The 19419-nt window shown below is 48.3% G+C and carries 15 protein-coding genes, 1 tRNA gene and 1 pseudogene; 3 read left to right on the top strand and 14 right to left on the bottom strand.

Annotated elements, in window-relative coordinates; genetic code table 11:
• Positions 1-2: 2 nt before the first annotated feature.
• On the bottom strand, positions 3-1790 hold the full coding sequence (locus ICN24_RS06695; protein ID WP_216222361.1) for a tetratricopeptide repeat protein: 1788 nt from the start codon (positions 1788-1790) through the stop codon (positions 3-5).
• A gap of 220 nt (positions 1791-2010) precedes the next feature.
• On the opposite strand from ICN24_RS06695, the gene dnaE reads away from it, so the two are divergent.
• Complete coding sequence (dnaE, locus tag ICN24_RS06700; RefSeq protein WP_216222363.1) at positions 2011-5619, top strand: DNA polymerase III subunit alpha; 3609 nt, start codon at positions 2011-2013, stop codon at positions 5617-5619.
• Here the strand turns inward: dnaE and ICN24_RS06705 are convergent.
• The 3 genes from ICN24_RS06705 to ICN24_RS06715 are packed head-to-tail and all read right to left on the bottom strand — an operon-like array spanning position 5616 to position 8302.
• Positions 5616-6758 (bottom strand): glycosyltransferase family 9 protein, encoded by a 1143-nt coding sequence (locus tag ICN24_RS06705; protein WP_216222365.1) that lies wholly within the window; start codon positions 6756-6758, stop codon positions 5616-5618. The two genes, dnaE and ICN24_RS06705, sit on opposite strands and share 4 nt — an antisense overlap.
• Before the next feature lie 6 nt (positions 6759-6764).
• A complete protein-coding gene (locus ICN24_RS06710) occupies positions 6765-7544 on the bottom strand; it encodes a glycosyltransferase family 2 protein (protein ID WP_216222367.1) in 780 nt (259 codons plus the stop codon).
• Positions 7541-8302, bottom strand: coding sequence for a glycosyltransferase family 2 protein (locus ICN24_RS06715; protein ID WP_216222369.1), 762 nt, complete (start codon positions 8300-8302; stop codon positions 7541-7543). Before ICN24_RS06715 ends, ICN24_RS06710 begins: the two co-directional genes overlap by 4 nt.
• Positions 8303-8312: 10 nt before the next feature.
• Between ICN24_RS06715 and msbA the strand changes: the two genes are divergently transcribed.
• Entirely contained in the window at positions 8313-10076 is a 1764-nt protein-coding gene (gene msbA, locus ICN24_RS06720; RefSeq protein WP_216222371.1) for a lipid A export permease/ATP-binding protein MsbA, read from the top strand.
• Between the two features lie 10 nt (positions 10077-10086).
• On the opposite strand, the gene rng is transcribed toward msbA, so the two are convergent.
• The 8 genes and pseudogenes from rng to ICN24_RS06760 all read right to left on the bottom strand — a co-directional run bounded on the left by rng (position 10087) and on the right by ICN24_RS06760 (position 16733).
• Positions 10087-11550, bottom strand: a complete 1464-nt coding sequence (rng, locus tag ICN24_RS06725; RefSeq protein WP_216222372.1) for a ribonuclease G — start codon at positions 11548-11550, stop codon at positions 10087-10089.
• Positions 11547-12188, bottom strand: coding sequence for a nucleoside triphosphate pyrophosphatase (locus ICN24_RS06730; RefSeq protein ID WP_370623119.1), 642 nt, complete (start codon positions 12186-12188; stop codon positions 11547-11549). The genes rng and ICN24_RS06730 overlap by 4 nt, the downstream gene beginning before the upstream one ends.
• Positions 12175-12618, bottom strand: coding sequence for a 23S rRNA (pseudouridine(1915)-N(3))-methyltransferase RlmH (rlmH, locus tag ICN24_RS06735; protein ID WP_216222376.1), 444 nt, complete (start codon positions 12616-12618; stop codon positions 12175-12177). The genes ICN24_RS06730 and rlmH overlap by 14 nt, the downstream gene beginning before the upstream one ends.
• A gap of 26 nt (positions 12619-12644) precedes the next feature.
• Positions 12645-13034, bottom strand: a pseudogene (rsfS, locus tag ICN24_RS06740) (ribosome silencing factor); the annotation flags it as partial.
• A gap of 47 nt (positions 13035-13081) precedes the next feature.
• Positions 13082-13771: a nicotinate (nicotinamide) nucleotide adenylyltransferase gene (gene nadD, locus ICN24_RS06745; protein WP_216222380.1), complete on the bottom strand. Its 690-nt coding sequence runs from the start codon at positions 13769-13771 to the stop codon at positions 13082-13084.
• The gene (gene hemF / locus ICN24_RS06750; RefSeq protein ID WP_216222698.1) at positions 13768-14679 is read right to left on the bottom strand and encodes an oxygen-dependent coproporphyrinogen oxidase; all 912 of its coding nucleotides are present in this window, start codon (positions 14677-14679) and stop codon (positions 13768-13770) included. The genes nadD and hemF overlap by 4 nt, the downstream gene beginning before the upstream one ends.
• A 35-nt stretch (positions 14680-14714) precedes the next feature.
• On the bottom strand, positions 14715-15992 hold the full coding sequence (purD, locus tag ICN24_RS06755) for a phosphoribosylamine--glycine ligase (RefSeq protein WP_216222381.1): 1278 nt from the start codon (positions 15990-15992) through the stop codon (positions 14715-14717).
• A 21-nt stretch (positions 15993-16013) separates the two neighbouring features.
• Positions 16014-16733 carry a YebC/PmpR family DNA-binding transcriptional regulator gene (locus tag ICN24_RS06760; RefSeq protein WP_216222382.1) on the bottom strand — a complete coding sequence of 240 codons (720 nt, stop codon included), beginning with the start codon at positions 16731-16733 and terminating at the stop codon, positions 16014-16016.
• Positions 16734-16886: 153 nt separating this feature from the next.
• Here ICN24_RS06760 and ICN24_RS06765 point away from each other — a divergent pair.
• A tRNA-Leu gene (locus tag ICN24_RS06765) sits at positions 16887-16971 on the top strand.
• 13 nt (positions 16972-16984) lie between these two features.
• Here the strand turns inward: ICN24_RS06765 and ICN24_RS06770 are convergent.
• Both ICN24_RS06770 and ICN24_RS06775 read right to left on the bottom strand, forming a co-directional pair.
• The gene (locus ICN24_RS06770) at positions 16985-18394 is read right to left on the bottom strand and encodes a tetratricopeptide repeat protein (RefSeq protein ID WP_216222383.1); all 1410 of its coding nucleotides are present in this window, start codon (positions 18392-18394) and stop codon (positions 16985-16987) included.
• Positions 18395-18427: 33 nt separating this feature from the next.
• Positions 18428-19369 (bottom strand): CysB family HTH-type transcriptional regulator, encoded by a 942-nt coding sequence (locus ICN24_RS06775; protein WP_216222384.1) that lies wholly within the window; start codon positions 19367-19369, stop codon positions 18428-18430.
• Positions 19370-19419: the final 50 nt, after the last annotated feature.

Here is a 19419-nt window from a genome sequence, read left to right on the forward strand (position 1 = left end):
CCCTAAGATCTGGATTGTGCAATTGCTAAAGCGCTCAACTCACTTTTCACGTTTGCAAAAACAGCATCCCAATTACGTAATTCTGGTTGACGAAATAATTTGACAGATGGATACCAGGGACTGGATGTAGAAGATGCAAACCATTTCCAATCTGGTGCAAAGGGGAGTAAGACCCAACAGGGCTTGCCGAGTGATCCAGCAAGATGCGCAATGCTAGTGCAAGTAGTCACAACTAGGTCAAGGCACTCTATCAACGCAGCAGTATCAGAAAAATCGACAATCTCTTTTTCAACAAACTGAATATGGCTCAGTTGTGAAACAAGTTCTTGATCTCTGGGGCGAATCACTTGTTGTAGTGAAATGTATTCAATATTCTGTTCTGGCAAGCATTTCACGAAATCGGCTAAAGCCAAGCTGCGTAGGTGATCCTTTTTGAATGTAGGGTTACCGCTCCAGGTAATGCCTACGCGTAAAGCCCCTTTTTTGCGGCCTAGGCGCGAGTTCCATTGCGCCACTTTTGCTTGATCTATCAAAAGACTAGGGTGAATGCGGGCAATATCCACTGTTCTAATGTTGAGGCTATACGGCAAACTTAAAAGTGGACAGTAACAATCAACATCACTTGGTAGATGCTTTTCATCCACTAGGGTCACGCGTTCATTCGGGGCTTGCAAGAGCGCTAATAGCGCTCCGGGAACTACAAATACGACGTGCGCTGCTAAGTCAGAGAGCGGTGTAATAAAACGTGAAAATTGAATAGTGTCGCCAAGCCCTTGCTCGCAGAACACTAGAATGCGCTTTCCCTCTAGCGGGCTATCACCTAACCAGAGCGGCTTGGAAATGGTTGGAGCCGAGTGGAGATAACTTGGTAGCTGTCTACGCCACTCATGCTCTTTCAGACCCTCTTGAAAGTGTTGCTGGAGTAAAAGTGCATAGCCTTTGTTGTAATGGGCATCTGCATACTGCGCCTCTATATCAATCGCTTTTTGATAATGCGCAATCGCTTGGTCTAATTGCATCAGCTCATTCAAAGCCACGCCTTTGTTATTCCATGCCTCTGCATAATTTGGCTGAATGGCAATTGCCTGATCAAAGCTAGCTAAAGCCTCAGGAATTTGGGTGTGATAGGTCTGCAATACCCCCTGATTGCAATACGCTGCGGCATATTGCGGGTTGAGCGCCAAGGCTTTGCTGTAGCACTCGGCTGCCTGGGTAAACTGTTTCAGTTCTTTATGGGCTAAGCCACAATTATTGAATGCCTCTACATAAGCTGGTTGCAATTGAGTGGCTTGCTCGTAATATTGAATCGCCTGATCAAATTCCTGTAATTGCTTGTGAGCGTTTCCAAGGCTGTAGTAAATCTCTGCCTGCCCAGGGTCGAGTTTGAGACATTGCTGGAAACTCTCGATCGCAGCGCGATAGTCCTCTAGCTCTAATAAGGTATTGCCGCGATTAAAGTGCGCTTGGAAAAAGCTGGGGTTTAAGGCAATTGCTTTGCTAAAAGCATTTAGTGCCTCCTGATTTTTTCCTGACTCGAGTAGCAGGTTGCCGTAATTATTTAATGCATGAAAGTGATTGGGATTGATACGCAGAGCACTCTCAAGCAAGTGTTCTGCTTTATCAAACTGTTTTTTCTGGAGGGCGACTACTCCTGAAAGATGGAGGGCATCAAACTGGTTCGGAGCTAAGGCCAGAATTTGTTCGTAGATTTTCTCGGCCGAATCGAGTTGGCCTTGTTGATGAAGCTGAACTGCCTGCTGGAAAAGTGACTGAATTTGGGCTGGATTCATGGGGTGGTAATCCAGGTCAATTTTGAGGGGTTTAAGCCCGAATTTCCTTGGTCGGCTGGAAGGCTATTAACGGGGGTCCCAAGGCGTATGAGTCGCATGGGAATATGATAGTAGATTCCCCGGGAAGATTAAAATTAAGCCTGTATTCCAGATGGCAAAATCCCGTATGGATGCCCTTTTCAGCAACTCTCAATTTAAGTGAAATAGTCAGTTCCGTCTTATGGCATTACCCCGCTTCGTTCACCTCCGCGTTCATTCCGAATTTTCAATTACGGATGGAGTAGTGCGAATTGATGATGCGGTGGCAGCTGCTGCTAAAGATGAGATGGGTGCCTTAGCGCTGACAGACTTGAGTAATTTATTTGGTCTAGTGCGGTTTTACACCGCAGCCCGTGCAGGAGGCATTAAACCCATTGCAGGTGCTGATGTTTGGGTAAGTAATCCACAGGATCCCGATCAGCCACATCGTCTTTTATTACTAGTTCAGAATCATTCTGGCTACCTCAACCTCTGCGAATTGCTCAGCAGGGCTTCCTTAGATAATCAATCACGTGGCCGTGCTGAAGTGGACTCTGCCTGGTTTAGTGAGCCCGCAGCAAAAGCGGAAGATAAGAAGGCGAAAAAAACACTCTCTCATGGTTTGATCGCATTATCCGGAGGGCGCTTTGGAGAGGTCGGCGCCGCCTTATTGGCAGGCCAAGAGGATCAAGCAAAAATAGTTGCGCGGCGCTATGAAAAGCTATTCCCACAATCCTTCTATATTGAGGTTCAGCGCGGTGGCCACCCTCAGGATGAACAACAGCTCCAACTGGCATGTCATCTTGCGAGCGAGTTAGATTTACCGGTAGTAGCAACCCATCCCGTGCAGTTTATGCAAAGAAGCGATTTCACGGCGCATGAAGCGCGCGTGTGTATTGCTGAAGGTGAGTTACTTGGTAACCCCCGTCGACAAAAGAAATTCAATGAAGAGCAATACTTCTTAACGCAAGAGGAGATGGAGAGGCGTTTTGCAGATTTGCCGGCGGCATTAGCAAACTCGGTTGAAATTGCCAAGCGCTGTAACTTATCTCTTGTCTTGGGTCAGCCGCGTTTGCCCGATTTTCCGACGCCGCCCGGTATTACGCTCGACGACTATTTGCTGCAACAATCTCAGATTGGTTTAGAGCGTCATATGGCACGCAACTTCCCTGATCCGGAGGAGCGCGCTAAAGAAATGCCGCGCTATCAAGATCGCTTGGTATTTGAGGTCAAAACTATTTCTCAGATGGGTTTTCCGGGCTACTTCTTGATCGTGGCGGACTTCATCAACTGGGCAAAAAACAATGGTGTTCCGGTGGGTCCTGGCCGTGGATCTGGTGCGGGCTCTTTAGTGGCGTACTCTTTAGGCATTACAGACCTAGATCCACTGCGTTACAACTTGCTCTTTGAGCGCTTTCTCAATCCAGAGCGGGTATCGATGCCCGACTTTGATATCGACTTCTGCCAGCACGGTCGTGACCGTGTCATTCAGTACGTTAAAGATAAGTACGGCAAAGATGCGGTGAGTCAGATCGCCACCTTTGGAACCATGGCGGCGAGAGCTGCGATTCGTGACGTTGGTCGGGTACTCGAGCAGGGTTATAACTTTGTTGATGGCATCGCTAAGCTAGTGCCAAATAAGCCAGGTCAATACATGACGATTGAAATGGCGAAAAAGGAAGAAAAACAATTAGCAGAGCGCGAAAAGAATGAAGATGAAGTACGTCAACTTCTCTCCTTGGCTCAGCAATTGGAGGGCATGACTCGTAACGTAGGCATGCATGCTGGGGGCGTATTGATTGCTCCAGGCCGTCTAACGGATTTTTGTCCGCTGTATACCCAAGAGAGCAAAGATCAAGACAGTAGCTCAGTCATTAGTCAGTTTGATAAAGACGATGTAGAGGCAATTGGCCTGGTGAAGTTTGACTTCTTGGGTCTGACTACGCTAACGATTCTGGCAGCAGCAGAGCGCTGGATTAAAGCCTTACATGCAGATCGCAAGGATTGGAATATAGGCGAGATTCCGCTGGATGACGAGAAGGCTTTTGAGGTTCTCAAGCGCGCGAATACCGTTGCGGTATTTCAGCTAGAAAGTCGCGGCATGCAGGGCATGCTGCGCGAAGCAAAGCCCGACCGCTTTGAAGACATTATTGCTCTGGTGGCTTTATATCGTCCGGGTCCAATGGACCTGATTCCAGACTTTATTGAGCGTAAGCATGGCCGTCAAAAAGTAGAGTATCCCGATCCGCGGATTGAGCCCGTTCTGCGCGAAACCTACGGCATCATGGTCTATCAAGAGCAGGTGATGCAGATGGCCCAGATGATTGGGGGATACTCATTAGGTGGCGCAGATATGCTGCGCCGCGCGATGGGTAAGAAAAAGCCTGAAGAAATGGCGCAGCATCGCAAAATCTTTAGTGATGGTGCAAAAGCTGGCGGTATCACAGAAGCCAAAGCGAATGAAATCTACGATTTGATGGAACGCTTTGCGGGCTATGGATTTAATAAATCCCATGCTGCTGCCTATGCACTCTTAGCCTACCAAACTGCTTGGTTAAAGGCTTACTATCCCGCTGAATTTATGGCAGCCAACTTATCGCTCGCGATGGATGACACCGATAAGGTGAAGATTCTGTATGACGATTGCTTGGCCAACCAAATTCGGGTTTTCTCGCCTGATATTAATACCGGGGTGTATGAGTTCACCCCATTGCGTGCGCCAGATGCTGCGCCCGACTCTCCAATCAGTCATGTTCGCTATGGTTTAGGGGCCGTGCGGGGAACTGGCGAAGCGGCAATTGAGGCAATTGTTAAGGCGCGTGAAGCTGGTGGCCCATTTAAAGATTTATTCGACTTTTGCGCACGGGTAGATCGCCGTCAGGTTAATCGACGTGCAATCGAGGCGCTGATGAGGGCTGGGGCATTTGACAGCTTGTATCGGGATTCGGTTGCGGCAGGCGGAAATCTATATGACATTCGCTCCACTTTGCTAGCATCCTTGGCAAGAGCAATTGAGGCTGCTGAGCAGGCTGAGGCCTCCATTCATCAGGTGAGCTTATTTGAAGTGGCTGGTGAAGAGCATCGTCATTTGCCTGAGCTCGTTCGCGAGCCAGTATGGTCAGAGAAAAAACGCCTCCAAGAAGAGAAGACTGCTCTGGGTCTATGCTTAACTGGCCATATGTTTGATGCCTACCGTGAGGAGGCATCACATTTCATTCGTCAGCCATTAGCAAAGATCACAGAAGGCAAAGATCAGCTCATCGCTGGCATCATTACTTCCGCACGCATGCTTACTGGTCAGCGCGGCCGTATGATGATCGCAACTATCGATGATGGCACTGCTGCACTAGAAATCACCTTGTATAGCGAGGTATATGAGCCCAACCGCTCTTGGTTAAAAGAGGATGAGCTGTTGATTGCGAAGGTCAATGTCACGCCAGACAAATTTTCTGGTGGCATGCGCATTGTCTCTGAGGCGGTGATGGATATTACTGGCGCGCGCATGCGCTTTGCCCGCAATATTCATGTCAATCTTGACCCAGCGGTAGATGTTCGTATGCTCCGTACACAAATTAACCCTTATCTCATGTCTAATCGCGTACGCGATCCAAAATTCGGCGCACCACCATCCAGTGCTAATGATGGCGTCAAGGGCTTGATGTTGACAGCTGCTGTTACTACGAGTGGCGGAGCTTGTTTGGTGCAATTTCCGGAAGAGATGCGTATCTACCCAGATGATGCTTGTTTGCATAGCTTGCATCAATTGCTGCCAAGCAAGCAGGGAAGCGCTGTAGAAGTTCAGTACCACTAGGTACTAGAGAGCACTTTCTCTACCGCCTCTATCACTTGGGTGGGTTCCAGTAAATCTAAGCATTCACTATGACTATCGGCGTGATCTAAGCATCCCGCTTTGCGACAAGGTACGCATTCTCCTGGCCCTTGTAGGATCGTGACCTTGCCCACAGTTTGATGGCGTGCACGCAATTGATAAGGCTGCTGTCCTACAAAGCCATTTGGCCATGGCCCAAAATTCGTGGGCGGTGTTGCGCCAAAGAGGGTGATGGTTGGGGTATTACAAGCGGCTGCTAAATGCGTGATGGAGGTATCCACGCCAATATAGAGCGAAGCCCCACGCAATAGTGACCCAGCTTGGGGAATGGATAGCTTGCCAGCTGTATCGAGTACTTTGCTACGAACCGCATCATCGAGTAAAGACAAGATATCTTGGTTTAACTCCAAGTCTTGCTTTGCTGCAGAGGCGCTGAGCACCACCTGGAAGCCACGCTGTACAAGATTGCTAATGAGGGCTTGCCAGTGCGCAAGTGGCCAGCGCTTATACGCTGTTAGTGGACCTGGATGAATGACGACATAAGGTTGCGTTAAGGCGCTGGCAATCACTGGTGTAAGCGGCTCGCCAATTGGAGGGGTGACCTCAATCGGTTTTGAAAATAATGCCTGTGGATTTTTGAAGAACACCTCTAAGAGGCGCAATTTTTCTGCAATCACGTGCTGAGCAAAATAATCGACATCAACTGTATGCATGGAAATCCATTTTTTCCAGGCATTTTGTTTGTCTGCTTTGCTATGACCCTTACCCTGCGGGTGTCCGCCTAATACGCCAACGCGCCTAAAGGCCGCAATCAGACTATACAAATAAGCGCGGTCACTTGGTTGGGTGACAAAAGCGAGGTCATAGCGTTGAAACAGGCGATTGAATAGCGATAGATATTCGCCGAACTTGGGTCGATCTGAGCTTTCAATTATTTGGGCGATGTCCGGATTGCCCTTGAGCATATCGAGCTTTCCCTTGTAGCCTAAAAAATGAAATTCTGCATCCGGCCACAATTCTCGGGCCTTGCTAATCAAGGGGGTGGTCACTAAGACGTCACCAATTTGCCGAGTGGCAATAAACAATACTTTTTTAGGCTTTAAAGAAGAGAACGCTTTCATGATGCTTTACATTGCCTTAGCCAAAATCTTTTCTCGTACACGACGGGCATTTTCGGCAGCATTGCTTTGATCGTGGATTTTGTGGAAAAGGTGAAAGACCTCTGTGGCCCATGAGCCAGACTTACGTTGAATACCGTGGCGCTGCAAGCGAAAGACAAAATCGGCATCTTCATGCCCCCAGCCCGTCATGGTTTCATCAAATCCCTCAATCATCTGGGCATCCGATTTCCAGCAGGCCATATTGCAACCTTTAATGCGTCGCCAAACAAACTTTTTGTAATCACGCCATGAGCCATTGCCCAGTTTGATTTTGATAGGCCAGTACTTATTGATGCCGCCACGAATGCGCTCTCTCAAAAGGCTAGCGTCAAATCGGGCGAAGTCCCAATGGGGCCATGTGAAGAGTTCATGTGTCAAAGTTTCATTTAGGAGCACTCTGCTGCCGGTGACGAGGTAATTTTTTTGCGCTAGTGCGCGGTGTTGCGCTACAAAATCTGGCTGAACAATGCAATCGCCATCGAGAAAAATAAGATAGTCCCCTTGAGTGCTAGCAATTGCTTGATTCAAAATTTTAGTTTTCCGAAATCCTTGGTCATCTTGCCAAAGGTGGGTGATGGCAATTGGGTGGGTAGCACGAATGTGCTCGATGAGTTCTTTGGTTTGCTTAGTAGATCCATCATCCGCAATAATGATTTCAAAATCACGGTCAGTTTGTGTGGCGAGAGACTCTAGAGAAAGCTTTAGCGCTTGTGGCCAGTTATAGGTGGCCAACAAAATCGAAATCATTTACGCACTTCCTGATTGAGGTGCCACAGCTTGATATAGCGATAGTAAGTGCCTTGACCATTGGAGATGGCTAGGGCAAATCCTTGTGGACCATCTAAAAATCCTGCTCGCAAGATGTAGGTTCGAAAAAAGGCCCAGGCGCCATGTATTACCGCTTTGAAGGGGCTACTGTTTTTGCCTTTAGCAAACGCTTGCTGTGCAGATGCCGTTGAGTAACGATCTAATTTCTGGAGCACTTGGGAGTAATTCATAAAGCTGTAATGCAGCATCGGATTTTCGAGTTTAGCAACCGGACCCTGGGGAATCAGTCGCTCGTGCACTAAGTCATCCGAGAAGCGTGCAGTCCCGCGTTTAAAAAGACGGTCAACGTAATCGGGGCTCCAGCCAGAATGGCGGATAAAGCGACCGCAATACCAAGAAAGGCGTGGGATCGCAAAGCAATCTATCTGGGCGCTGTGGTGAATGGCGGTCAAAATCTCCGATCTGAGGGCGGGGGTCAGTCTTTCATCGGCATCGAGGGATAAGACCCATTCGCCTGTTGCCAGGTCTAAGGCGCGGTTTTTCTGGGGGCCAAACCCCGGCCAATCGGCGGGCTGGGCAATCGTTGCGCCATGTTTTTGGGCGATCTCCAGGGTGCGGTCGGTGCTGTTCGTATCGACCACGATGATCTGCTGGGCCAGCCCCTCTAGAGAGGCTAGACAATCGTCCAAATTGGCCTCTTCGTTGCGGGTGATGAGTATGACGGATAAGGTGGGCATAATTCATTATATGAATGCTCAAGACCGTTATGCCTTAAATCGCCTAATCGCCTATCTCAAGCCCCATATTGGCCTCATTATCGGCTCATTATTGGCCATGGCCTTAGTGGCTGGGGCTGAAACCTCTATTCCGGCACTCATGAAGCCTTTATTGGACCGAGGCTTCACTGGGCAGCTTAATAGCAAGCTATGGCAAATCCCCGTCTTTTTGGTGGGTTTGGCTTTGGTGCGGAGTTTGGCGCAGTTTTTATCTAACTATTTACTCACTCGGGTGATTAACGCAGTGCTCCTGAAATTACGCGAGCAAATGTTTCAAACCTTGCTCCATGCTGGCAGCGCATTTTTTCAGAAAAACTCAGCCTCCAAGTTAATTAATGCAGTGGTCTTTGAGGTAAATAATGTCCTATCCATTATGGGCGGAATGCTCATTAGCTTGGTGCGGGATTCGCTCACGGTGGTTGGACTGATGGGCTACTTAATTTATCTGAACTGGAAACTCACTCTCGTGGTGTTACTCATTTTTCCAGTGATTGCTTTTGTCATGAGTAAGGTCAATCGTCGCTTGCGTTCACTCAATCGCGAGCAGCAAAATTTAACGAGTGAGCTTGCTTATATCGTGGAAGAGTCCGCCGCAGGTTTTAAGATTGTCAAAGTCCATGGCGCCGAGGAATATGAAATTGGCCGCTTTATGGAGAAGGCGGAGCGCCTGCGTCAGTTTGCTCTGAAGTCTGCAGTAGCAGGCGGCCTGAATCAGCCGATCACCCAGCTCATCGCTTCAATGGCCTTGTCGATTGTGCTAGTGATTGCCTTAATGCAGTCTGCTACTGAAGGCACTACGGTTGGAGGTTTCGCAGCTTTTATCACTGCCATGATGTTGGTGATTTCGCCTCTAAAGCATTTGGCAGATATTAACCAGCCTTTACAGCGTGGCTTAACTGCAGCAGAAATGATTTTTGATTTAATGGATCAACCCTTCGAGGAGGATGAAGATCGTAGGCTCAATATGAAACCGCTGGATCATGCCAAAGGCGCTATTCGTTTTGAGAATGTCGGTTTTTCATATCAGCAAGAAGCGGGGCGCAGGGACGCACTGACTGGCGTCAACTTAGATATTCAGCCCGGTGAAGTGGTTGCTTTTGTTGGGCCTTCTGGAGGGGGTAAGTCCACTCTGGTGAATTTACTGCCACGCTTTTTCAGACCCACCAGCGGCCATATTTTTTTAGATGGAATACCTCTAGAAGAAATCGTTTTATCGGATGTCCGCAAACAAATTGCTTTTGTAAGTCAGGATGTTGTGCTGTTTAACGACACGATCGCTGCCAACGTTGCCTATGGGGCCCTTGGGGAAGAGGGTATCGATCGAGGTCGTGTCATTGAGGCCCTGGAGGCGGCCAATCTTTCGGCTTTAATCCAAGACCTACCTGAGGGAATTGATTCTTTGGTTGGTGATAACGGTAATCGCTTGTCTGGCGGTCAACGCCAGCGCTTAGCTATTGCTCGTGCTATCTATAAAAATGCACCTATTTTGATTTTGGATGAGGCTACCTCAGCTTTGGATTCAGAATCTGAGCGCCAGGTACAAGATGCCTTAGAGCGATTGATGGCAGGTAGAACAACGCTAGTAATCGCTCATCGTCTCTCAACGATTGAACATGCTGACCGCATTGTGGTTTTAGAGCATGGGCGGGTAGTTGAAAATGGCTCTCACGAGGAATTAATCAAGCGGGATGGCTTGTATGCCAATCTGCATCGAATTCAGTTCTCGAATGCTTAGAGGCTGAGTTTTAACTTAAAACAATATCGTATTGTTCTTGGCGGAAGCTGCCCTCTGCCTGAAGCGTAATAGGCTTACCAATAAAATCGCCTAGCTGAGCTAAGAATTGATTTTCCTCTTCCAAGAAGAGGTCGATCACATCGGGCGCAGCGACTATCCGAAACTCTCGGGGATTAAATTGGCGGTGTTCGCGCACAATCTCCCGTAGGATCTCGTAGCAAATGGTTTGAGCGGTCTTTACTTCACCTTTGCCCATGCAGGTGGCACAAGGCTCGCAAGTAATGTGGGCAAGTGACTCTCTCGTTCGTTTGCGCGTCATTTCCACCAATCCCAAAGCAGAAAATTCGCTTACAGAAGTCCGGGCATGATCACGCTCTAAATTCCGTTTGAGTTCATACAAGACCGACTCTTGATGGTCTTTGCCAATCATGTCAATAAAGTCAATGATGATGATGCCGCCTAGATTGCGTAAGCGTAACTGCCGTGCAATGGCTTGAGCAGCTTCGAGATTGGTTTTAAAAACGGTGTCATCGAGATTACGGGCACCAACATAGCTGCCCGTGTTGACATCAATAGTAGTCATCGACTCTGTTTGATCAATCATGAGGTAGCCACCAGATTTCAGATCCACTCGCCGACCTAATGCCTTATTGATCTCGGCATCTACATCAAATAAATCAAAGAGGGCGCGCTCGCCACGATGCAAGGTCAGCTTGCCCAATAAATTGGGCATATAGAGGTTGGCAAAGCCCTTGAGCCTCTCAAAATTCTCTGCAGAGTCCACTCGAATTTGCGTTGTCTCTTCGCCGGCCACATCGCGTAGGACGCGCTCGGCCAAACTTAAGTCCTGATACAGCAAGCTTGGAGCTGCATTGTGCTTGACCGCCTCGCGAATGTTCTCCCAAGTGGTGCGCAAGTAGTGCATGTCATGAACCAACTCTGTATCCGAGGCATCTTGGGCGCTCGTGCGCACAATAATTCCGCCTTTTTCATCATCAGCCATCAGGCCAGCTAAACGGGCTTTGATTGCTTCGCGCTCTTCTGGTTGGTCAATGCGTTGAGAGACACCGATATATTTCTCGGTAGCCACATCCGTGCCTGCAGGCGGCAGATAAACCAAGTTGCGGCCTGCAATACTGAGTTGGGTTGTTAGGCGTGCACCCTTGGTACCAAGGGGATCCTTAAGCACTTGCACCAACAATGTTTGACCTTCAAAAAGTAATTTCTCAATCTGGGGCTGAGGAGTGCTTTGGGTAATATCCGCTACGTGCATAAATGCAGTCCGCTCTAAACCAATCTCGATAAATGCCGATTGCATTCCAGGTAAGACGCGAACTACTTTTGCTAGATAGATATTGCCAACAATGCCGCGCTGACGAGTTCTCTCAATTTGCAGCTCTTGCACTGCTCCCTGCTGAATTAAAGCTACGCGCGTTTCTTGCGGAGTGATATTGATGAGGATTTCTTCATTCATATGCGAATAACTTGAGCGCGATCGAGTAGTAGAGCGGTTTCATAGAGCGGAAGACCCATGATACCGCTATAACTGCCTTTGATCGAGGGGATAAAAGCACTCCCAGAACCCTGGATTCCATAGGCTCCAGCTTTACCAAAGGGTTCACCGCTCTCGATGTATACCTTAATTTGATCGGTCGACAGTTGTGCAAATTGCACTTCCGAAACCTGTACTAAGCAGTAGGGTTTTTCATTGGGCTCAATCGTCAGTGCTACTGCGCTTAAGACCTGATGGATTTTGCCGCTCAGCATTTGAAGAATGTGGGCAGCATCTGCTGCATTGCTAGGTTTACCCAAAATTTGGCCCTCAACACTGTCCGGGAGACTCACTGTAGTATCGGCGCACAAGATCGGTGCCCATGGGAGATTCTTTTGTTTCCAGCGCTCTAAGGCGACAGTGCTTTTGGCCAAGGTCACCCGCTCAACATAAGCCCGAGCATTTTCTTGTAGCAGTGGGGTTTCAATACTTTCAGTATCTTCGCCTGGCTCTGGGAGTAGTAACTCAAAACGAGTACCGATTTGCTTTAGTAGCTCTTGGCGTCGTGGGCTTTGAGAGGCCAGGTAAATAAAGGTGTGCACAGCATTACTCGCGATGATAGGGGTGACCCTGCAAAATAGTCCATGCTCGGTAGAGCTGCTCAACTAAAAGCACTCTGGCCATTGCATGCGGTAGTGTCAGGCTTGAGAGGCGCCACATCGCTTGAGCATTATTTTTGAGGCTGGGATCTAAGCCATCAGCCCCACCAATTAAAAAGGTGATGTCAAAACCTTCTTGGCGCCAATTGGCCAGCTGAGTAGCGAGGTGTTGAGTGGTCTGGTCTTTGCCGCGCTCATCGAGCGCAATAATGCGTGACCCCTTAGGAATGGCCGCAGCGATTTTGACTGCTTCTTTGGCGGGGGTGAGGTCGGGCTTAATTTCTTTAATTTCAATGCTGCAATCGGCTGGCATACGCTTGATGTAATCGTGGGTGGCTGTTGCCACCCAATCTGGCATTTTGTGTCCAACAGAAACAATGGTTAAGCGCATCGATTATGTAGTGCTATGGGGTTTTACTCGTCTTCCTCATCTGGCTCGCTTGCTTTTGCAAGACCTTTGCTGCCGGCCAATTTCACGCGAACGGGTTTGGCGCCCCACATACCTTCAAGTTGATAGTAAGAGCGCAACATGGGTTGCAAAATATGTACGACGATATCGCCGCAATCTACTAGCACCCATTCTCCAGTTTCTAAGCCTTCAATCGAGATGACTTCGCCACCTTTGGCATTGACTTCTTCTTTGACGGACATGGCTAAAGAGCGGGTTTGGCGATTGCTTGATCCGGTAGCAATAATCACGCGATCAAATAACTCGCTGAGTTTGGTGGTGTCGTAGACGCGAATATCTTGCGCCTTAACATCTTCGAGGGCATCAATAATGACGCGTTGTAATTTACGTAAGTCCATGGTTTCCGAGCAATATTTCTAAAGAGTTGAGGGTGATCTTAGCTTGATTACTGATACAAGCCCAGATTTGTAATGATTTCTAGGGTATGAGACGGTATTTGCTCGGATCCAATCGTGTGGCGAGCGGGGGTTTTGAGGTGTTGACGTAATGCCGTGGAGGAAAGATCCACAGCAAGACTTTCATCAATGTAGATGAGGCCAGAAGTGTCAGTTTCAAGGGCGCTTGCATCTTTTGTCTGATGTTTTGCGAGGTATTGTGCAAGTACAGGCGTTAATTGTTGCTCTAGTGCATGATTTGGGCGGCTCGCAACAGCGAAATTGAGATAGTTGCTTAATTCTTGCCAGTCATGCCAGCTTGGTAGCGCTAGAAGCGAATCAGCACCCATCAACCAGATCAGACTGGCATCTGACCCAAAACGCGCTCTGAGGGCTTTAGCGGTATCAATGGCATAACTTGGTCCTGCGCGATCAATCTCGATGCGATCAATGCCTACTTGAGTGGGAATCTTGAGATACAACATTGCACGAGCCAAATCAATTCCAGCAGCCTCTGTTAATTGCAGGCGAATAGCCGCTGGGGTGATACCACTTCCTTTTTGCCATGGCTCACCACTGGGAATGAGTAACAAGGCATCGAGGTGCAATATCTTGGCAAAATGAATCGCTAACTTGAGGTGACCCACGTGGGGTGGATCAAAGGTGCCACCTAAAATACCGATTTTTTGACGAGTGCTCAAGCTAACCAATCACGCGGTTTAAGGTAATAGTCATACAACTTGGCTTCGGGTGTGCCTGGCTCAGGCTGCCAGTTGTACCACCATTGCACTACCGGGGGCATCGACATGAGAATAGATTCCGTACGACCACCAGAGTGCAGACCAAAAATAGTGCCACGATCAAAGATGAGGTTGTACTCAACATAGCGGCCGCGACGATATTCCTGAAAGGATTTTTCTGCAGCGGTAAAGGGGTCTTGATGGCGACGCTCTACGATTGGTAAATACGCATCAATGAAAGCATCACCTACGGCACGGGTCATTGCAAAGCTTTTTTCAAAACCAAGCTCATTGAAGTCATCAAAAAAGACGCCGCCAATGCCGCGAGGTTCTTCGCGGTGTTTGAGATAAAAATATTCATCGCACCATTTTTTGAAGCGCGGATAGAGCTCAGGGCCAAACGGATCGAGTGCATCCTTCGCTGTTTGGTGAAAGTGCTTGCAATCCTCGTCTACGCCGTAATAGGGCGTGAGGTCAAAGCCGCCACCAAACCACCAGACAGGTTCTTTATCCGGCGCCTGTGCAATAAAGCAGCGCACATTCATATGGGTGGTAGGAATCATGGGATTATTGGGATGAAAAACCAAAGAGACGCCCATCGCCTCAAAGCTGCGACCTGCTACTTCTGGGCGATGGTGCGAAGCTGAGGGCGGCATTTGATCGCCGCGCACATGAGAAAACCCTACACCACCTTTTTCCAAGATGTTGCCTTGATCGAGAATGCAGGTACGTCCATAACCTTTGAGCTTGCTGTCCTCAGGTTTGTGCCACTCATCTGCCACAAATGCTTTGCCATCGAGCGCACTCATCGCGCTGGTAATGCGATCCTGCAAGCCTAAGAAGTATTCCTTGAGGGCTGCAATGTCAATTTGAGTATGTTGTTGTGACAAGGGGCTCTAGACTCTTATTTAATTGCGCGATAGCCAATATCTTTGCGGTATTGCATGCCATCAAACTGAATTTTGGCAATCGCATCGTAGGCTTTTTGTTGGGCACCACGAACGGTGTCTGCTAAACCGACAACGCACATGACGCGACCGCCGGAAGTGACGAGCTTGTCATCCTGTAATTTAGTGCCAGCATGAAAGGTCAACTGATCCTCGGTGTCTGCAGGAATGCCGGTGATGACATCACCATTGCGTGGAGTATCAGGGTAGTTATGAGCAGCCAAGACAACGCCTAATGCGGTGCGGCGGTCCCACTCTAGCTCCACTTCATTGAGCTTGCCATCCACTGCATGATCAAGGGCATTCACCAGATCGCTGCGTAAACGCGCCATGATCGGTTGTGTCTCGGGATCACCCATGCGGCAGTTGAATTCCAGTGTTTTAATTTTTCCGTCTGGCGCAATCATGAGGCCCGCATACAAAAATCCGGTATAGGGCAGGCCGTCCGCTTCCATGCCCTTGACGGTAGGCATGATGACTTCGCGCAGGGCGCGCGCATGAATTTCTGGGGTGACTACTGGAGCAGGGGAGTAGGCTCCCATACCGCCGGTATTGGGGCCTTGATCAGCATCCAATAAACGCTTGTGATCTTGACTCGTTGCTAACGCAAGAACATGTTTGCCATCGACCAACACGATGAAGCTGGCTTCTTCGCCAGTGAGGAATTCTTCAATCACCACACGGGCACCTGCGTTACCTAATTTATTGTCAGCCAACATCATGTCTACGGCAGCATGTGCCTCAGCCAGATTCACGGCCACAACGACGCCTTTACCAGCAGCTAAGCCATCAGCCTTAATGACAATCGGCGCACCCTTTGAATCAATGTAGGCATGCGCTTCGAGTGCATTTGAAAAAGTTTGGTAATCCGCAGTTGGAATGCCATGGCGCTTCATGAATGCTTTTGAGAAATCTTTGGATGACTCTAATTGGGCTGCCAATTGTGTTGGTCCAAAAATACGTAATCCATTGTTACGGAAAACATCCACAATACCCGCAGCGAGAGGGGCTTCTGGTCCAACAACGGTTAAGTGAATCTTTTCACGCTTAGCAAAGTCAGCTAATTCTTGTAAGCCAGTAATGGGTAAATTTTCAATGCCAGCAGCAGCTTGTTTGGCAGTAGCAGTCCCACCGTTTCCGGGGGCAACATATACGGTTTGTACTTGAGGGGATTGAGCTAGCTTCCATGCTAGAGCATGTTCGCGTCCGCCAGAGCCGATAAGAAGAATTTTCATAGTAAAGGTGATAAAGGAATATTAAAGAGCCGCGTTGGTAAAGACATCTTGAACGTCATCTAAGTTCTCAAGCGCATCGAGTAATTTCTGCATGCTTTCGGCTTGCTCACCCTCAAGGGTAATTTCTGTTTCAGGACGCATCGCTACCGTAGCCAGTTCAGCTTTTAGGCCAGCTTGGTTGATAGCATCTTGTACTTTTGAAAAGTCAGGTACCGGTGTGAGCACTTCAAACGAACCATCATCGTGTGCAATCACATCATCGGCACCAGCATCTAGTGCAACTTCCATGAGCTGATCTTCATTGGTGCCTGGTGCAAATAACATCTGTCCACAGTGCTTGAAGAGGAATGCAACAGAACCTTCTGTTCCCATATTGCCGCCATTTTTATTAAATGCATGGCGTACTTCTGCCACGGTGCGAGTGCGGTTGTCTGTTAGGCAATCCACAATCACAGCAGCACCATTGACGCCGTAACCCTCATAACGAATTTCTTCGTAATTAACGCCTTCAAGAGAGCCTGTGCCGCGCTGAATTGCTCTTTGTACGTTGTCATTGGGCATATTGGCATCTTTTGCCTTATCAATGGCTAAACGTAAACGTGGATTTGCAGTCAGATCGCCGCCGCCCATTTTGGCAGCAACGGTAATTTCTTTAATCAGTTTGGTCCAAATCTTGCCGCGTTTTTCGTCTTGACGACCTTTGCGGTGCTGAATATTGGCCCATTTCGAGTGGCCGGCCATACGGGTAAGTCCTTTTAATAATTTGGCTGTAAGAGGCTATTTTAAGGGGTTCTAGAGCAAAGGGAGGGGGTTGCTGAGCAATTTTTGTTACACTCTCATGTCTTAGCAGTAACAAAGCATCAAAATTAAGCAGAATTTCCACTGCAAACACCTGCCTCGGTGATGGAATTGGTAGACGTGCCGGACTCAAAATCCGGTGCCGCAAGGCGTGGCGGTTCGAGTCCGCCCCGAGGCACCACTCTTTTCCCGTTTTAAATGATCTTAATAGCGACCTGCTTGCTGGCAAAGCTAAAGGCAAGTAGCTCATATTTCCATTGGTATTGCACCAACGCTTCCTGAAATGCTTTGAATTCATCTTCTTTCCAGGATTTGTAGCCAATATATTCATCAAAGACGATAACGGTTCCCGGCACAATTTGCGGGCCCAATAAATCAAAAATGGTTTTGGTTGAGCTGTAAAGATCGCAATCGATATTCATAAAGCGAATCGGTTCAGGATGCGTCTTTTTAAATTCCGGAATCGTTTGATCAAACCAGCCTTGGTGCAAGGTAACGTTCGCAGGGACTTCTGGTAGATCGCCGTTGGCGCTATAACTTCCTTGTGGCTCATCATTCCAGTTTTCTGGAATACCTTCAAAGCTATCAAATCCATGTACTTCTGTTTTGATGAGTGAGGCGATATTGCAAATAGACTTGCCGTTATAGACGCCAAACTCTAAAACCAGGCCATCTAATTTGGCATGCGACATTGCCACATCAATCGTTTTGGTATTGGTACCAGTCAGGACGCTCGATTGCAGATTGAGGGTTTTGAGGTGCGCCCAAGACTCTAGCTCAGGCTGGACGCCAGGCGCTTGCGCAATCGCCTGCAGGGTTTTCTCTCCCAGCTCCTCTTGTCCGTAATACGCTTGCAGCATACCCAAGAAAAACACATACATGGGATTGGCGCTATCTAAGCTTGCGGCTTGTTCAAGGGCTTGCATCGCCTCAGCACCGCGCTCAAGATCCACTAGTACTGCATGACGGTTAAATAGGGGCTCGACAAAATGGGGGTCTAGCGTAATAGCTTGTTGATAAGCCTCTAAGGCTTCCGGTAGTTCTCCAAGTTCAGTGAGGCAGACGCCTAGACTATTCCATGCGCTAGCATTGTTGGTTTGCAGCGCAAGTGCCTTGCGAAACCAATATTGCGCTTGGGCAGGTTTCATCGACTTGAGAAAGAGTGAGCCTATGTTGTAATGAATCAGCGCAGAGTCTGGTGTTATTTCTAATGCTTTTTTGTAGAGCCCAAACGATTCTGAAAATTGATTTTGTTTGAGAAGATTATTCGCTAAATTGACGAGCGGTTCAATCTGCAGAGGGGCAAGCAAAGTCGCTTTTTTGTAGAAGCTGTTTGCCGCATCTAGATCGCCTATTTGGGTATGGCAAATGCCCAGCGGTACATACACACTTGCTAAAGCCGGGCTGAGTTGATTGGCTTTGGTAAACAAGGCGATTGCCCCGTGAAAATCGCCTTGGTATTGGGCAATAGAGCCGCTGAGACACAAAGCCTGCAAATGTTCAGGCGCCTCGCTCAAAATAGCGAGATAGATGTCATTAGCTTTGCCGAGCTCTCCATTTTGGTGAAATTGGATGGCTTGCGATAGCAGGTTTAAAGCGCTCATATGAATCTGGAATAAATGGGGTTCGAGTGCCGCTTAAATTTCGTAAGAATCTGTCTCATTATTCATTGCTTGCTCAACCATTTTTTTGGTGAGAGTTGGCGAGAACAGTTCGATAAAGGTATAGACGAAGGAGCGAAGATAAGCGCCTTGCTTCACTCCAAGATGTGTCACGTTATTGCCAAATAAATGGCCTACGGAAATTACTTTCAAATTGCGGTCACGATCGGGATCGTACGCATGGCCTGCAACAATTCCAATACCCATGCCTGCTTCTACATAGGTCTTGATCACGTCAGCATCAATAGCCTCAAGGATGATGTCAGGAGTCACGTTGCGTTGTGCAAAAGCGGCATCGATCTTGCTGCGACCGGCAAAGGCTTTGTCATAGGTAATGATTGGGTATTTAGCAATTTCTTCTAAGGTAATAGTTGCTTGGTTCAACAGGGGATGGCTGAGGGGAACCATTACTACATGCTGCCACTGGTAGCCGGGCAGTGCCAATACGCCCTGGGTGTTAGCAATACCTTCAGTAGCAATGGCGATATCAGCACGATCGTGACTCAACAGTTCGGCAATCTGGCCCGGGCTTCCTTGTTGAATGCTGACGCGCACTTTAGGAAAGCGCTTAGTAAATTCCGTCAGTACCTTAGGAAGTGCATACCGTGCTTGCGTATGGGTGGTTGCAATGACGAAGTTACCCTGGTCTTGACTCGCAAAATCTTTACCTACACGTTTGAGTGTTTCTACTTCATCGAGGATGCGCTCGATGGAGCTCAGAATTCGTTTGCCTGGTTCGGTCAAGGAGCGTATGCGTTTGCCGTGGCGGCGAAAAATTTCCACGCCCAATTCATCCTCTAATTCAATGATGGCTTTAGAGACGCCTGGCTGAGAAGTGAAGAGCGCCTTTGCCGCAGTGGTTAGGTTGAAGTTTTGCCTAACGGCTTCGCGCACAAAGCGGAACTGATGAAGGTTCATGTGGAATTCCTATCTATATATCTACAAAGATATAGGAATCAAATTCTAAA

The sequence above is a fragment of the Polynucleobacter sp. UK-Kesae-W10 genome (assembly GCF_018881575.1).
Classification (GTDB): domain Bacteria; phylum Pseudomonadota; class Gammaproteobacteria; order Burkholderiales; family Burkholderiaceae; genus Polynucleobacter.

Coding starts and splice junctions, on each gene's coding strand:
- rlmH (WP_216222376.1), bottom strand. CDS start 12,618: ATGCGCTTAACCATTGTTTCTGTTGGACACAAAATGCCAGATTGGGTG.
- rng (WP_216222372.1), bottom strand. CDS start 11,550: ATGAATGAAGAAATCCTCATCAATATCACTCCGCAAGAAACGCGCGTA.
- ICN24_RS06770 (WP_216222383.1), bottom strand. CDS start 18,394: ATGAGCGCTTTAAACCTGCTATCGCAAGCCATCCAATTTCACCAAAAT.
- ICN24_RS06775 (WP_216222384.1), bottom strand. CDS start 19,369: ATGAACCTTCATCAGTTCCGCTTTGTGCGCGAAGCCGTTAGGCAAAAC.
- ICN24_RS06715 (WP_216222369.1), bottom strand. CDS start 8,302: ATGCCCACCTTATCCGTCATACTCATCACCCGCAACGAAGAGGCCAAT.
- ICN24_RS06705 (WP_216222365.1), bottom strand. CDS start 6,758: ATGAAAGCGTTCTCTTCTTTAAAGCCTAAAAAAGTATTGTTTATTGCC.
- purD (WP_216222381.1), bottom strand. CDS start 15,992: ATGAAAATTCTTCTTATCGGCTCTGGCGGACGCGAACATGCTCTAGCA.
- ICN24_RS06760 (WP_216222382.1), bottom strand. CDS start 16,733: ATGGCCGGCCACTCGAAATGGGCCAATATTCAGCACCGCAAAGGTCGT.
- dnaE (WP_216222363.1), top strand. CDS start 2,011: ATGGCATTACCCCGCTTCGTTCACCTCCGCGTTCATTCCGAATTTTCA.
- ICN24_RS06695 (WP_216222361.1), bottom strand. CDS start 1,790: ATGAATCCAGCCCAAATTCAGTCACTTTTCCAGCAGGCAGTTCAGCTT.
- msbA (WP_216222371.1), top strand. CDS start 8,313: ATGAATGCTCAAGACCGTTATGCCTTAAATCGCCTAATCGCCTATCTC.
- ICN24_RS06710 (WP_216222367.1), bottom strand. CDS start 7,544: ATGATTTCGATTTTGTTGGCCACCTATAACTGGCCACAAGCGCTAAAG.